This window comes from Bacillus sp. PAMC28748, assembly GCF_014250415.1.
GTDB lineage: Bacteria > Bacillota > Bacilli > Bacillales > Bacillaceae > Bacillus > Bacillus licheniformis.
In genome coordinates this window covers 4,151,970-4,165,566 of the sequence record NZ_CP060192.1, presented here as the reverse complement: position 1 = coordinate 4,165,566, position 13,597 = coordinate 4,151,970, and the positions used below count along the sequence as shown (strand labels likewise).

At 47.9% G+C, this 13,597-nt stretch carries 15 protein-coding genes and 1 other annotated feature; of the genes, 13 read left to right on the top strand and 2 right to left on the bottom strand.

Annotated elements, in window-relative coordinates:
* The first annotated feature begins 17 nt into the window (after positions 1-17).
* The 4 genes from dnaI to thrS all read left to right on the top strand — a co-directional run bounded on the left by dnaI (position 18) and on the right by thrS (position 4,816).
* The gene (gene dnaI / locus H7F26_RS21530; RefSeq protein WP_011198187.1) at positions 18-950 is read left to right on the top strand and encodes a primosomal protein DnaI; all 933 of its coding nucleotides are present in this window, start codon (positions 18-20) and stop codon (positions 948-950) included.
* Between the two features lie 38 nt (positions 951-988).
* Positions 989-1,621 (top strand): TVP38/TMEM64 family protein, encoded by a 633-nt coding sequence (locus H7F26_RS21525; RefSeq protein WP_016885583.1) that lies wholly within the window; start codon positions 989-991, stop codon positions 1,619-1,621.
* Between the two features lie 77 nt (positions 1,622-1,698).
* Positions 1,699-2,541 (top strand): putative sporulation protein YtxC, encoded by an 843-nt coding sequence (gene ytxC / locus H7F26_RS21520; protein ID WP_009329355.1) that lies wholly within the window; start codon positions 1,699-1,701, stop codon positions 2,539-2,541.
* Positions 2,542-2,884: 343 nt separating this feature from the next.
* Entirely contained in the window at positions 2,885-4,816 is a 1,932-nt protein-coding gene (thrS, locus tag H7F26_RS21515; protein WP_003184282.1) for a threonine--tRNA ligase, read from the top strand.
* A gap of 31 nt (positions 4,817-4,847) precedes the next feature.
* Here the strand turns inward: thrS and H7F26_RS21510 are convergent, their stop codons facing one another.
* Positions 4,848-5,660, bottom strand: a complete 813-nt coding sequence (locus H7F26_RS21510) for an HAD family hydrolase (protein ID WP_025807586.1) — start codon at positions 5,658-5,660, stop codon at positions 4,848-4,850.
* Positions 5,661-5,912: 252 nt separating this feature from the next.
* Here H7F26_RS21510 and H7F26_RS21505 point away from each other — a divergent pair, with 252 nt between their 5' ends.
* From H7F26_RS21505 to H7F26_RS21495, 3 genes are all read left to right on the top strand, one after another.
* Entirely contained in the window at positions 5,913-6,140 is a 228-nt protein-coding gene (locus H7F26_RS21505; protein ID WP_003184279.1) for a DUF3923 family protein, read from the top strand.
* A 159-nt stretch (positions 6,141-6,299) separates the two neighbouring features.
* A complete protein-coding gene (locus H7F26_RS21500) occupies positions 6,300-8,084 on the top strand; it encodes a sensor histidine kinase (protein ID WP_003184277.1) in 1,785 nt (594 codons plus the stop codon).
* On the top strand, positions 8,059-8,781 hold the full coding sequence (locus H7F26_RS21495) for a LytR/AlgR family response regulator transcription factor (protein WP_003184275.1): 723 nt from the start codon (positions 8,059-8,061) through the stop codon (positions 8,779-8,781). The genes H7F26_RS21500 and H7F26_RS21495 overlap by 26 nt, the downstream gene beginning before the upstream one ends.
* 55 nt (positions 8,782-8,836) lie before the next feature.
* Here the strand turns inward: H7F26_RS21495 and H7F26_RS21490 are convergent, their stop codons facing one another.
* Positions 8,837-10,393, bottom strand: a complete 1,557-nt coding sequence (locus tag H7F26_RS21490) for an alkaline phosphatase D family protein (RefSeq protein WP_017474651.1) — start codon at positions 10,391-10,393, stop codon at positions 8,837-8,839.
* A gap of 236 nt (positions 10,394-10,629) precedes the next feature.
* Between H7F26_RS21490 and lrgA the strand changes: the two genes are divergently transcribed.
* From lrgA to H7F26_RS21460, 6 genes are all read left to right on the top strand, one after another.
* Complete coding sequence (gene lrgA / locus H7F26_RS21485) at positions 10,630-11,043, top strand: antiholin-like murein hydrolase modulator LrgA (RefSeq protein WP_003184272.1); 414 nt, start codon at positions 10,630-10,632, stop codon at positions 11,041-11,043.
* A gap of 23 nt (positions 11,044-11,066) precedes the next feature.
* Positions 11,067-11,750 (top strand): antiholin-like protein LrgB, encoded by a 684-nt coding sequence (gene lrgB / locus H7F26_RS21480; RefSeq protein ID WP_003184270.1) that lies wholly within the window; start codon positions 11,067-11,069, stop codon positions 11,748-11,750.
* A 135-nt stretch (positions 11,751-11,885) separates the two neighbouring features.
* Positions 11,886-12,018, top strand: a sequence feature (ribosomal protein L20 leader region).
* Between the two features lie 67 nt (positions 12,019-12,085).
* Positions 12,086-12,604 carry a translation initiation factor IF-3 gene (infC, locus tag H7F26_RS21475; protein WP_111304963.1) on the top strand — a complete coding sequence of 173 codons (519 nt, stop codon included), beginning with the start codon at positions 12,086-12,088 and terminating at the stop codon, positions 12,602-12,604.
* A 17-nt stretch (positions 12,605-12,621) separates the two neighbouring features.
* A complete protein-coding gene (gene rpmI, locus H7F26_RS21470; RefSeq protein WP_003184267.1) occupies positions 12,622-12,822 on the top strand; it encodes a 50S ribosomal protein L35 in 201 nt (66 codons plus the stop codon).
* Positions 12,823-12,855: 33 nt separating this feature from the next.
* The gene (gene rplT / locus H7F26_RS21465) at positions 12,856-13,215 is read left to right on the top strand and encodes a 50S ribosomal protein L20 (RefSeq protein WP_003184266.1); all 360 of its coding nucleotides are present in this window, start codon (positions 12,856-12,858) and stop codon (positions 13,213-13,215) included.
* Positions 13,216-13,331: 116 nt separating this feature from the next.
* Positions 13,332-13,595, top strand: a complete 264-nt coding sequence (locus H7F26_RS21460; protein ID WP_003184264.1) for a DUF1294 domain-containing protein — start codon at positions 13,332-13,334, stop codon at positions 13,593-13,595.
* Positions 13,596-13,597 lie beyond the last annotated feature (2 nt).

The window sequence follows — 13,597 nt, the reverse complement described above, 5'->3', positions numbered from 1 at the left end:
TGTGAGGTGACAAGATGATGGAGCCGATTAAACGCGCTTTGCAAGGCGTGACGACGAGACCCGATTTTAAAAAACGCCTTGAAGATATGAAAGAAAAAGTGCTCTCTGACAAGGATGTTCAGGCGTTTTTAAACAGCCGCCAGTCAGAAGTGGATCAAGGAATGATCGACAGGAGCCTTAACAAGCTTTATGAATATACACAGCAAAGCAAAGCATGCCAAGACTGCCCGGGTCTGAAAGAATGCAAAAACCTGATACAGGGTTATCATCCAAAGCTTGTGCTGAACGGAAAAACAATCGATGTTCAATACGATAGGTGTCCGGAAAAAAAGAAAGCGGACGAGAGGGAAAGACAGAGGTCGCTGATTAAAAGCATCTATATTCAACAGGATCTTCTGAATGCTACGTTTGCCGATATTGACGGAGATGACCCGAGCAGATTGAAGGTCCTTCAGCTTGTGACGGGATTCTTGCATGACTATAACGAAACGGGAAAGGGAAAAGGCATTTACGTCTACGGGAAGTTCGGGGTCGGAAAGACCTTTATGCTGGCCGCCATTGCAAATGAGCTTGCCGCAAAGGATCATCCGTCCATTCTCGTCTATGTTCCTGAATTTGTCAGGGAGCTGAAAAATGCGATACATGATCAGTCGCTTGAGGAAAAGCTTGATATGGTCAAGTCTACGCCGATTCTGATGCTCGATGACATCGGTGCGGAGTCCATGTCAAGCTGGGTGAGGGATGAGGTGCTCGGCGCCATCCTTCAGCACAGAATGTCCCAGCAGCTGCCGACGTTTTTCTCTTCAAACTTTGATCCTGATGAACTGAAACACCATTTCACCTATTCGCAAAGGGGAGAAAAAGAAGAAGTAAAAGCGGCAAGGCTGATGGAAAGGGTGCTGTATTTAGCGACGCCTGTCCGGCTGGACGGGAAAAACCGGCGTCAGTAATCATTTGACACCGAGCTTCAATCACGGAGATGAAGAAGATGCGAAAAAGAACCTTGGCCAAATGGACGGTAATCGCCGTAATCGCGGCGGCCGGACTATGGCTGAATGCGAAATACCTGAATCTGAGCCCTGCTCATATAAGAGAAGGCGTCTTATCCTTTGGGATTTTCGCCCCGTTGATCTATATCGGACTATTGATGATCCGGCCGTTTTTGCTGCTTCCTGCTTCCGTTTTCGCCGTCAGCGGCGGCCTCGCATTCGGTCCGCTGTTTGGCTCTTTGTATTCTTTTATCGGTGCGGCAGGCGGTGCATTTTTATCATTCGCTCTTGCATACAGGCTCGGCGGATACTTTCAGCACATGCCGCTGAAGCTCGACAGCCTGCGGACGCTTTTGCGGAAAAACGGCTTTTTCTGCATTTTGCTCTTGAGGCTGGCGCCGATTCATTTTGACGCGGTCAGCTATGCGGCAGGCGTTTCCAAAGTGAAGCCTCTGTCGTTTGCCCTGGCGACGGCCGCGGGTATCATACCGGGCACCATTATTTTAAACGTGCTCGGGTCAAGCCTCTTGACCGGCGACATCATAGCGATTGCGGTTACAGCCGCAATTTACCTGATATTCATTACAGTGCCGCTTTTGTTCAGAAAAAAAGTGCAGGCGCTCCTCGATTAAGGGCTCATCCTTTTTTTACGTCTATTTTATTTGTCACCCCCATATACATGTAACAGATGTTGTTAGGGGGGACAAACATGCTTGAAATTACATTTGAAGATGATTATGATACAGCCGCGTTTTTGCATCTCCTTCGCAATGCGGATGCGAATCGGCATATCAGGATTCACGAAGCGCCAGGGAAGATCGGAATTGAAAAGACCCATTCCTCTGTCAGTATTCAGGCCTATATTGAGCCGGTTCTGACGAGATTTTTTACAGAATGCAAAGAAGATGAATACATGCTTTCGGTCATTGAAGGCGATTATTACTTTTTGGACCGGGATGAACAGCAGCAGATTCTTCAATTGGCCCACAGCATTATGGAGGGCGAACTTGAAGGGCTTCCTCTCAACAAGGACGACACCCCTCGCGAACATTACATCATTCAGGAGCTCCAAGCGATCTGTCTTGAGGAAAACGTCTTTTCGATTCGGTCATTTATGACGTTTCGCCTTGCGAAGTATTATGAACGCCTCAGATCTTATGTGGAGGCGGCGATCGACGAGTATAAAATGGAGCAGGAATATCAGACATTCATTCAATCGCTGAGAGACTACGTCATGTCGAAAGAGCCGATGCTTGACCATGTCCACATTGTGCACGACGGTTACTTTGTATTGTGGGAATTAAAGTATATTTCTGAACGGGAACAAAAAAAATACATAGACAGGCGGTTCGTAAGAGAACACCCAATGTATATTGATTCCCATCTCCTGGCTCCGCTCGTATCGATTGCGCCGGAAAAAATAGACCTCTATACAGAAGACCGGGAACACGCCATGGTTCAGACCATTCAAAATATTTTTCAGGAGAGGGTGCGGATTCTTCCGCTTGGCGCCTTTCATCCGCGGGAAAACATTTTGGAAGAGCATTCTTGATTTTGCGTGAAAAACAATTTATAATACGGTATAAACTTAAAGATATCATGTATTGATAAGGACATGAAAAGATGAACACCGGTTTGACAGAGAGGGAGACCATGGCTGAAAGTCTCTTATGCCAAGGATCATTTTTTTACCGCCTTTGAACATCAGTTGTGAACGGCAATTTGTCTAGTAATGACTGACGGGACTTCCCGTTACAGAACCGAAAGCCGAGAGCGCGCCGGGTTTTTTGCGTTTTCGGGAAAAAGGGTGGAACCACGAATTCCGTTTATTAATCCTCGTCCCTTTCTTAGGGGGACGGGGATTTTTTATTTTGTAAAAAAAAGGAGTGACTAGGATGTCAGATATGGTAAAAATCAAATTTCCTGACGGAGCGGTTAAGGAGTTTGCAAAAGCGACGACAACAGAAGATATCGCGGCATCAATCAGTCCCGGCTTAAAGAAAAAAGCGATAGCGGGGAAATTAAACGGCAAAGAAATCGATCTGCGCGCACCGATCCTTGAGGACGGCGCCATCGAAATCATTACAGAAGGCAGCGAAGAAGCGCTTGAAATCATGCGCCACAGTACTGCACACTTAATGGCCCAGGCGATCAAGCGCCTGTATAAAAACGTGAAGCTCGGGGTCGGCCCGGTTATCGAAAACGGCTTCTACTACGACGTGGATTTGGAAGAAGCGCTGACTCCGGAAGACCTTCCGAAGATTGAGAAGGAAATGAAAAAAATCGTCGGGGAAAATCTGCCGATCGTAAGAAAAGAAGTCAGCCGAGAGGAAGCCAGAGCCCTGTTTGCCGAAATCGGCGATGATCTGAAATTGGAACTGCTTGATGCGATTCCGGAAGGCGAGACGGTATCGATCTATGAGCAGGGCGAATTCTTCGATCTGTGCCGCGGTGTTCACGTTCCTTCGACGGGCAAAATCAAGGAGTTCAAGCTGCTGAGCCTTGCGGGGGCATACTGGCGCGGAGACAGCAACAACAAGATGCTCCAGCGCATCTATGGGACGGCTTTCTTCAAAAAAGCCGAGCTTGAAGAGCATCTTCGCCTCCTTGAGGAAGCGAAAGAACGCGACCACAGAAAACTCGGAAAAGAACTGAAGCTGTTCGCCAATTCGCAAAAAGTCGGCCAGGGTCTGCCGCTTTGGCTGCCAAAGGGTGCGACCATCAGACGCGTCATCGAGCGCTATATCGTTGACAAAGAGCTCGCGCTCGGCTATGAGCACGTGTACACCCCTGTCCTCGGCAGCAAAGACCTGTATGAAACATCAGGCCACTGGGATCATTATCAAGACGGCATGTTCCCGCCGATGGAGATGGACAATGAAACACTTGTGCTTCGTCCGATGAACTGTCCGCACCATATGATGATTTATAAAAACGACATTCACAGCTACCGTGAGCTTCCGATCCGGATCGCCGAGCTCGGAACGATGCACCGCTATGAAATGTCAGGGGCTCTTTCAGGGCTGCAGCGCGTCCGCGGAATGACGCTGAATGACGCCCACATTTTCGTCCGTCCAGATCAAATCAAAGACGAGTTCATTCGAACTGTCCGCCTGATTCAGGATGTATACGAAGACTTCGGACTGGAAGAGTATTCATTCCGCTTGTCTTACCGCGACCCTGAAGATACAGAGAAATACTACGATGACGATGAAATGTGGAACAAAGCGCAATCGATGCTGAAGGAGGCGATGGACGAGATCGGCCATGATTATTACGAAGCTGAAGGGGAAGCGGCCTTCTACGGACCGAAGCTTGACGTTCAGGTCAAAACAGCAATCGGCAAAGAGGAAACTCTGTCAACTGTTCAGCTGGACTTCCTTCTTCCTGAAAAATTCGATCTGACATATGTCGGGGAAGACGGAAAACCTCATCGTCCGGTCGTCATTCACAGAGGTGTCGTATCGACAATGGAACGCTTTGTCGCTTTCTTAATTGAGGAGCATAAAGGCGCATTGCCGACATGGCTTGCCCCTGTTCAGTTCCAGGTCATCCCTGTATCGCCGTCTGTGCATCTTGACTACGCCAAAAAAGTTCAAGAGCGCCTGCAGCGTGAAGGGCTTCGCGTTGAAGTCGATACCCGCGACGAGAAAATCGGCTATAAAATCCGTGAAGCGCAGATGCAAAAAATCCCTTACATGCTTGTCGTCGGCGACCAGGAAGTTGAAAACGAAGCCGTCAACGTCCGCAAATACGGAGAGCAAAAATCAGAAACGGTTGCAATTGCAGACTTTATCAAAAAAGCCGTTGCTGAAGCAAAGAAATAAACAAGAAAAAAGCATGATTCCCGCCCGGGAGTCATGCTTTTTTGCTTAGCTTGTCCGCTGCTTGTCCGCGGAGGATATCGAACAGTTCGCTTAAATGGCTGATTTCGTGATCAGGTGCAACATCAGTTTCATTCTTTTTGCCTTTGCGGTTGACCCAGACGGTTTGGATGCCTGCTCTGGAAGCCCCGAGAATGTCGGTGTTCAAGTTGTCTCCGACCATCACGGCATCATCTTTTGTCATGCCGAGGAGGGTGAGGCAGTGTTCAAATATGCTTGGATCAGGCTTTCCTTTTCCGAATTCACCGGAAATCACGATTTCATTAAAATAAGGAGCAAGTTCCGGTACGCCTGCCAACTTTTCTTTCTGCAGGCTCGGATCGCCGTTTGTCAGCAAAAGAAGCTCTACTTTTCCTTTCAGCTCATCTAAAACGGCAAATGTTTCTTCATAAACAAAAGGGCTCTTTCGGCGCACTGCCGCAAAATATTCGCCGAGTTCTTCCCCGAAGGCGGGATCGTCGATGCCAAACGCCTTCAATCCGTTTGTCCATGCGTTTCTTCTGTATTCGGGAACAATTTTGTTCAGTTTTTGAAACCCTTCGCTGATCGGCTCGCTGAAGTTTGACCACAGGCCTTCAAATGGGTTGATGCCGATCATGACGGTGTATGGATATGTTTCATAAGACGTGTAAAGCTTTCGCGCTTCTTCGCGCACGGCTGCTTCAAATTCTTCCGCATGGATTCCGTATTTTTCTTCAGCTTTAAGGCACGTTTTGGAAAATGCTGTACTGACGCTTTTTTCATCCCAGAGCAATGTATCGTCTAAATCAAAAAATACGGCTTTCATCATCTTCTCCTCTGCCAATAATTTATAGAATTCTCTCATTTATTTTACAATAGATCAAAGGGATGTGAAAGAAATGATTTAAGAATGTGATGTAATGCAGTATCAAAGTATGAAAGCTTCTTGAATATGATAAAATGAAACGAAATCTATTGTTTGGAAAACGTTTCTAAGATCTATTTGATGATGGTGATGCTGGCCCATGCGCGGGAGGAAGAATCGTTTTATAGTTGAGGAGATGGAAGGAATGGTATTGTGAAAAAACGCTGGGTATTTTGGTGGATTTGCAACATATTGTGGACGGCCGTTTTTGTAATCGGAGCAGCTGTTGTTTGGCTGAGAGATGTTGATGGCGCTGGTGTTGCTCAAACACCTGAACTTAAATTAATAGCATTTATCGTTTTGTTAATTGCATTTATATTTCCATTCATCATTCAAGTTGTGTGGCTGATTGTTAATTTCAAAGTGGGAAGCAGCAAATAAGTAAACGGCGGCAGACAATTGCTGCCTTTTTTATTTTGCTCATGAAGCGGTTTTGGCCGTTAAAAGGTTTTAAAGCCATGCCGTCTCAAAGAGTGAATAAAGAGAGGTATGATAGAATAAGAGCAGATTCCGATTCAGAAAGAAAGCAAGGGGAAGTACATGGTCCAACTCATGATTATGATGCTGGAGAGAGTGGGGATCATCGTCATTCTGGGCTTTATGTTGGCCCATATGAAGGTGTTCCGTCAGCACCTACAGCATCCGGAAGGGTATAAGGGCAAGGGAGTTCTCATCTTTATTTTTTCCTTGTTCAGCATCATCAGCAACTATACAGGCATTGAAATCCGGGAGCGCGAGATTTTGAACAATGACTGGATTTTCGCAATCGACCCGTCAAGCTCGATTGCCAATACGAGAATTCTCGGCGTCGAAATCGGCGGCTTGATCGGAGGGCCGTTTGTCGGAGCGGGTGTCGGACTGCTCTCAGGCATTCACCGTTTTTCACTGGGAGGGACGACGGCTTTGAGCTGCGCGGTTTCTTCACTGCTGGCAGGTGTCATTGCGGGTTATATCGGCAGCTTTTTCAGGAATCGGCACCAGATGGTGACACCGCGGGTAGCCGCTCTTGCGGGCATTTGTATGGAGGGCCTGCAGATGCTTATGATTCTCGTGCTTGCAAAACCGCAGGCTGAGGCACTTGCGCTTGTTCAGATGATCGGCATTCCAATGACGATTGTCAACGGGACGGGCAGCTTTATTTTTCTATCGATCATTCAGTCTATTATCCGCAAAGAGGAACAGGCGCGGGCCGTTCAGACCCATAAGGTATTTTCGATAGCGGATCAGACGCTTCCTTTTTTCCGCCGGGGACTGAATGAGGATTCCTGCAAAAGCGCCGCTCTCATTATACACCGCATGACAGGGACGGATGCCGTATCGATTACGGATAGAGAGAACATTCTCGCTCATGTCGGAGATGGAGCAGATCATCATATTCCTTCGAAAAATCTGATCACCGGTTTATCGAAAAAAGTCATTCAAACCGGAAAGGTCATGAAAGTGAAGTCGCGCGATGAAATCGAGTGTGCGCACCGTTCCTGTCCGCTGCAGGCGGCGATCGTACTGCCGCTCTTCTCCAACCGCGAAACAATCGGCACGCTGAAGCTGTACTTCAAGCACCCGTCCGGTCTTAACCGTGTGACGGAAGAGCTGGCCGAAGGGCTTGCCATGCTTTTTTCCACTCAGCTAGAACTCGGTGAGGCTGAGCTGCAAAGCAAGCTTTTGAAAGATGCCGAAATCAAGGCGCTTCAGGCGCAGGTCAATCCGCACTTTTTATTTAATGCCATCCATACGATTTCTGCTCTGTGCAGGACAGATCCGGAAAAAACGCGAAAACTTCTCTTGCAGCTGAGCGTTTATTTTCGTTCCAATCTGCAGGGAGCCAGGCAGCTGATGATTCCGCTTTCAAAAGAGCTGAACCATCTGGAAGCCTATTTATCATTGGAGCAGGCCCGATTTCCGGGCAAGTATCATATTGATTTTCATATCGAGGACGGCCTTGAAAATATGGAAATCCCTCCTTTTATCTTGCAGCTGCTCGTTGAAAATGCGCTTCGCCATGCATTTCCGAGAAAACAAAAGGTATGCACGGTAAAAGTATGCGCTGTGAGAGAGCGGGACGGCGTTTTGATGAAGGTGTCAGACAACGGCAGGGGAATTAATCCGGAGATGCTTGGACAGCTGGGGCAGGCGCCCGCCCCTTCAAAGGAAGGAAATGGGACGGCGCTTTACAATGTGAACCAGCGGCTCACCGGTTTGTTCGGGCACCAGGCTGCTCTGCAGATTGCCAGCGAACTTGATAAAGGAACAGAGATATCCTTCAAGATTCCTTTTCAAACCGAAAGAGAGGGGAACAGAGATGCTCAAGGTATTAATCGTGGATGATGAAATGTTTGCGCGGGACGAGCTGAGATATTTACTAGAGCAGACTGAAGAAGTGGATGCGATTGACGAAGCTGAACATATCGAAGAAGCGTTTGACAAAATGGCGGATCGCAAACCCGATATCCTCTTCCTGGACATCGATCTGTCAGGGGAGAACGGTTTTGACATTGCGCAGCGGCTGAAAAAAATGTCGGCGCCTCCGGCTGTCGTTTTTGCGACCGCTTATGATGAATATGCGCTGAAAGCATTTGAAGTGGATGCGATTGATTATTTGACAAAGCCGTTTGATGAGGAGCGAATCAGACAGACAATCCACAAATATAAAAGGATGCGCCCCGGCAAACAGGAGGAGCGGCAGCTTGCAGGCCACCACAGGCTGGCTCTCAGCATTGACGAATCGATCGTCGTGCTCGATCCCGATGAAATCGTATACGCCGGGTTAGAAGGCGGACACGTCACAGTGAAGACTTTTGATCAGGCATACACGGTTCACGATACATTGGTTGTACTCGAACAAAAGCTTTCGCAGACGGCATTGATCAGGGTGCACAGAAGTTTTCTCGCAAATATGGATCATATTAAACAGGTCAAACCCTGGTTCAATTCGACATACAACCTCCTGATGAAAGACGGCTCCACGATCCCTGTCAGCCGTACATACGCGAAAGAGCTGAAAAAACGGCTGCATATGGTGTGAAAAAATGATCAGCGGCGGTGAAGGGCTTAATTCGTCTTTCACCGCCGTTTTTTAGCTAAAACATGCGCTGGAGCCCGGGGCGTCCTGCTTCAACGGCGAACTTGGCATAAGTTGAGGCTGGAGCGCCGGGACGTGTGATATAAGGAAGAACCTGAAAGTCGGCTTCGAGCTGCCGGGGCGTCAAGCGGCAGCGAACATAGCCGCGCTGTGCATTGTACAGTTTGACATGCGGGTTTCCGAGCCAGATCGGCGCCAAAGAATCGGTCTCGCTGCCGTCAGCGTCCGAAGATATCGAAGTTGTGATCAGCTCGGTTCCGATTGTCGCTGACCCCGCATCATCGAAGTCCGCTTTTAAGTCGGCGGCGGCATGTCTGTGGATATCCCCTGTCAGTACAACGGGGTTTTGGATGCCGTATGCCTTGTATGCGGAAAAAAGCCTGTCGCGGCAAGCGGGAAAGCCGTCCCACTGGTCTGTGCTGTACTCAACTCCAGGACCTGTGTCGCGGTCGATTTGAGCCAGCACGACTTGCTGGACTAAAAAGTTCCAAATCGTGTCAGACCGGCTCAAGCCGTGAAAAAGCCAGCGCTCCTGGTCAAATCCGAGTATGGAGCGGGATGGCTCAAGCCGTTCAGCCTCATTTGCCGGAAAATTATTGCGGTACTGCCGGGTGTCCAAAACATTGAATTCAGCCAGGTTTCCATAGCGGAACCGCCTGTACATCAGCATGTCAGGCCCCTTTGGAATCGATGTGCTGCGGATCGGGATATTTTCATAGAAAGCTTGATACGCCGCTGCGCGCAGCCGGAGAAAATCGTCCGGAAAAGCGTTGTATTGCGAATGGATGCCGGCATAATTGTTTTCAACCTCATGGTCATCCATCGTCACAACCCAGGGAGCCAGCGCATGAATGGCCTGAAGGTCCGGATCTGTCTTAAAAAGAGAATATCTGAGTCTGTATTGGCTGAGGGTAACGGTTTTTGCGTTGTGGGTAGCGGATAAAGTCACATCGCGGAAAAGATTTTTAGCATTAATGGCATATTCATAAATATAGTCTCCGAGGAAAAAAACAACGTCCGGATGGTCTTCGGCCATATGCCGGTAAGCCGTAAAATACCCGTGGTACCAAGCTTGGCACGAGGCGAGGGCGAACGACATCCCCTTGATGTCGGCGTGCGGGGCAGGCGCGGTTTTTGTACGGCCTGTCCGGCTGATTTCCCTGCCCGCTTTAAACCTGTACCAATAATAGCTTCCCGGCTTTAAACCGTGCACTTCAACATGAACGGAGTGGGCAAGCTCAGCGAGCGCAGAGGACGTCCCGCGCTTCACCACTTTGTGAAAATGTTCATCTTCAGCTACTTCCCACTGAACAGGGACAGCTTTGTCAGGCATTCCCCCTAATCCGTCTTCGGCAAGCGGATCGGGGGCAAGCCTCGTCCAGATGACAAACCCGTCGGGATGCGGGTCTCCTGAAGCCACTCCAAGCTTGAATGGATAATCTGCAAATCGGGGCGCGCCTGCGGCGATTGAAGCGTCTTCAGGCATCAAGCCGCGCCTTGCCAAAGATGCAAATTCGCCAGACGGAACAAAGCGGCCTCCTCTTGAATGGTCCATGGGTCAGGGCCTCCTCATCAATTTCTCATTAACCACTATACGATCAGCTTAGCTTCATTAGCACATTCTGGAATTTAAATAATTGTGAAGAATTTGCAAAGCCGGAAGAGTGATTTGCATTTCAGCTTCCCATTTCTGCAATTGAGGGGCCGTATCCGGCAAGTTATTTTGAAAACGCTTTTTTGGGGAGGCTCTTTTTATATAATGAACCCAACACAGCCAAAGAGGTGAACGAAATGAAGGGTAAAAAAGAATACGGCTTTTTAACTCAGGCATTTATTTTTGCTGTTATGATGTTTATTTCAAACGGAATCGCCGCGGTTCTGCCCATCCCGATTCCTCCATCTGTCATCGGTTTGGTGCTGTTGTTTGCATTGCTGTGTACGAAAGTGCTGAAGCTTGAACAAGTTGAATCGCTCGGCACGGCGCTCACTTCGCTGATCGGCTTTTTGTTCGTTCCGTCGGGAATATCAGTGATGAATTCGCTCGGCGTCATGGAGAAATACGGATTGCCGATCGTCCTCGTGATTTTCCTGGCCACCGTCATTCTGCTTGCAGCGACAGGATTGTTTTCACAGTTCATTCTGTCTGTCGGCAAAAAGGACCGTCAAGACACACGAGTTGAACCAGCCAAAAAAACAGCATCTTGAATCAATAGGAGGTTCTTTACGCTATGACACCTTATTTCGGTATCGTCGTTTCACTGGCCGCATTTGGCACCGGCACTTTTTTATTTAAAAAATCAAATGGTTTTTTCTTATTCACGCCTCTGTTTGTCGCGATGATTCTTGGGATCGCGTTTTTAAAAATCGGCGGTTTTTCATATGAGGACTACAAGAGCGGCGGAGACATCATTAAGTTCTTTTTGGAGCCCGCCACAATTGCGTTCGCCATTCCTTTATATAAACAGGCGGACAAGTTGAAAAAGTATTGGCTGCAAATCCTTGGTGCCATTATTGCAGGCTCCGTCTGCTCGGTTGCCGTCGTCTATCTGATCGCAAACGCGCTCCATCTTGACGGAGCCGTCATGAAAAGCATGCTGCCCCAGGCCGCCACAACGGCGATTGCTCTTCCTTTATCAAAAGGGATCGGCGGGATTCAAGATATTACGGCCTTCGCCGTCATCTTTAACGCAGTGATCGTCTATGCGCTCGGCGCGCTTTTTTTGAAAATCTTCAAAGTGCAGCATCCGATCGCCAAAGGGTTGGCGCTCGGAACATCAGGACATGCCCTCGGCGTCGCCGTCGGAATTGAAATGGGGGAAGTCGAAGCGGCAATGGCGAGTATTGCAGTTGTCGTCGTCGGCGTCGTGACCGTGTTTGTCGTTCCGTTATGTGTTCAAATGATCGGCGGATAGAGCGGCTGAAAGAAAAATAAAAAAATAGCATTGCTATTTGAAATGTGTCCTGATATAATAGCAAATGTTGTGATAAATTTTATATCTTGACTTGCAGGATTTGTTTATGTAAGATGGATAATGAATTGAATATATATCAACAAGCAGAAGCACCCGCTTCTCACCTGATTGACACATTCTTGTAGTTGGCAGGTTAAACGTACATTTCTTATTTTTCTATGCAATGTTCGCAGTGTGGGTGTTTCGATGCCCGCACTTTTTGTTTGCCTGTGGAATGCAAAGAAACGGTCAAAATGAGTTGTGAAATCAATTCAAAGATTCTATGGAGGTGGCTCATTATTAGCAAAGATCAATTGGTTAATGAGGGTATCCGTGCGCGTGAAGTTCGTTTGATCGGACAAAATGGCGATCAGCTTGGGATCAAATCCCGCCAGGAAGCACTGGAAATTGCGGGTCGCGCAAATCTTGACCTTGTGTTGGTTGCAGCGAATGCAAAACCGCCTGTCTGCCGGATCATGGACTATGGAAAGTACAGATTCGAGCAGCAGAAGAAGGAAAAGGAAGCACGCAAAAATCAAAAAATCATTAACTTAAAAGAAGTTCGGCTGAGCCCTGGTATTGAAGAACACGACTTCAATACAAAGCTTCGCAACGCCATCAAGTTCCTGCAAAAAGGGGACAAAGTGAAAGCGTCCATCCGCTTTAAAGGCCGTGCGATCACGCATAAAGAAATCGGGCAGCGCGTGCTGGACCGTTTTTCAGAAGCCTGCGCGGAAGTGGCGACTGTTGAAACGAAGCCGAAAATGGACGGCCGCAGCATGTTCCTGGTGCTCGCGCCTAAAACTGAAAAGTAATTAAGGAGGAAACATCCATGCCAAAAATGAAAACTCACCGCGGATCTGCGAAACGTTTTAAAAAGACAGGTTCCGGGAAACTGAAACGTTCTCATGCATATACAAGTCACTTGTTCGCAAATAAATCTCAAAAACAAAAGCGCAAGCTTCGCAAAAGCGCAGTCGTAAGCGCCGGCGATTTCAAACGCATCAAGCAGCAGCTTGCCAACATTAAGTAATTTCGGAAAAGGTATAATTAGGAGGGAAATCTAATGCCAAGAGTAAAAGGCGGAACTGTTACACGCAAACGTCGTAAAAAGGTTCTCAAATTAGCAAAAGGTTATTTTGGTTCAAAACATACATTATATAAAGTAGCTAACCAGCAGGTTATGAAATCAGGAAACTACGCTTTCCGCGACCGTCGTCAGAAAAAGCGCGATTTCCGCAAACTTTGGATCACTCGTATCAATGCTGCAGCGCGCATGAACGGTCTTTCTTACAGCCGTTTAATGCACGGTCTTAAGCTTTCCGGTATCGAAGTAAACCGCAAAATGCTTGCTGACCTTGCTGTAAACGATCTGAACGCATTCAATCAGCTTGCAGACGCTGCTAAAGCGCAATTGAATAAATAATTGAAAAAAGGCCGGGCTCCGGCCTTTTTCTTTTGTTCTTCGAGCAGGATGTAAAACGATTCGGGGAGGCCGGCCGCAGCAGGCGCCCAAACCGAAAAACAAGGGGAAATGAACAATTGACTCTCATATGGATATACATGATCCTCATAAACGGATACGGTTTTTTCTTAATGAAAGCCGATAAGCAAAAAGCGGTCAGAGGCAAATGGAGGGTGTCTGAGCGCCGCATCTGGCTCGTTGCGGCTGCTTTTGGCTCCGCAGGCGTCTGGTTCGGGATGATGCGGTTCAGACATAAGACAAAACACCTTTCCTTCAGGCTCGGCATTCCTTTTTTGCTCGGCGTGCAAGCTGTTTTGACCGGCTTTTATATGATGAATTAAAA

Bases quoted from the DNA above. Each gene is read 5' to 3' on its own strand.
- dnaI (WP_011198187.1), top strand. From the start codon at position 18: ATGGAGCCGATTAAACGCGCTTTGCAAGGCGTGACGACGAGACCCGAT.
- H7F26_RS21525 (WP_016885583.1), top strand. From the start codon at position 989: ATGCGAAAAAGAACCTTGGCCAAATGGACGGTAATCGCCGTAATCGCG.
- ytxC (WP_009329355.1), top strand. From the start codon at position 1,699: ATGCTTGAAATTACATTTGAAGATGATTATGATACAGCCGCGTTTTTG.
- thrS (WP_003184282.1), top strand. From the start codon at position 2,885: ATGTCAGATATGGTAAAAATCAAATTTCCTGACGGAGCGGTTAAGGAG.
- H7F26_RS21510 (WP_025807586.1), bottom strand. From the start codon at position 5,660: ATGAAAGCCGTATTTTTTGATTTAGACGATACATTGCTCTGGGATGAA.
- H7F26_RS21500 (WP_003184277.1), top strand. From the start codon at position 6,300: ATGGTCCAACTCATGATTATGATGCTGGAGAGAGTGGGGATCATCGTC.
- H7F26_RS21495 (WP_003184275.1), top strand. From the start codon at position 8,059: ATGCTCAAGGTATTAATCGTGGATGATGAAATGTTTGCGCGGGACGAG.
- H7F26_RS21490 (WP_017474651.1), bottom strand. From the start codon at position 10,393: ATGGACCATTCAAGAGGAGGCCGCTTTGTTCCGTCTGGCGAATTTGCA.
- lrgA (WP_003184272.1), top strand. From the start codon at position 10,630: ATGAAGGGTAAAAAAGAATACGGCTTTTTAACTCAGGCATTTATTTTT.
- lrgB (WP_003184270.1), top strand. From the start codon at position 11,067: ATGACACCTTATTTCGGTATCGTCGTTTCACTGGCCGCATTTGGCACC.
- rpmI (WP_003184267.1), top strand. From the start codon at position 12,622: ATGCCAAAAATGAAAACTCACCGCGGATCTGCGAAACGTTTTAAAAAG.
- rplT (WP_003184266.1), top strand. From the start codon at position 12,856: ATGCCAAGAGTAAAAGGCGGAACTGTTACACGCAAACGTCGTAAAAAG.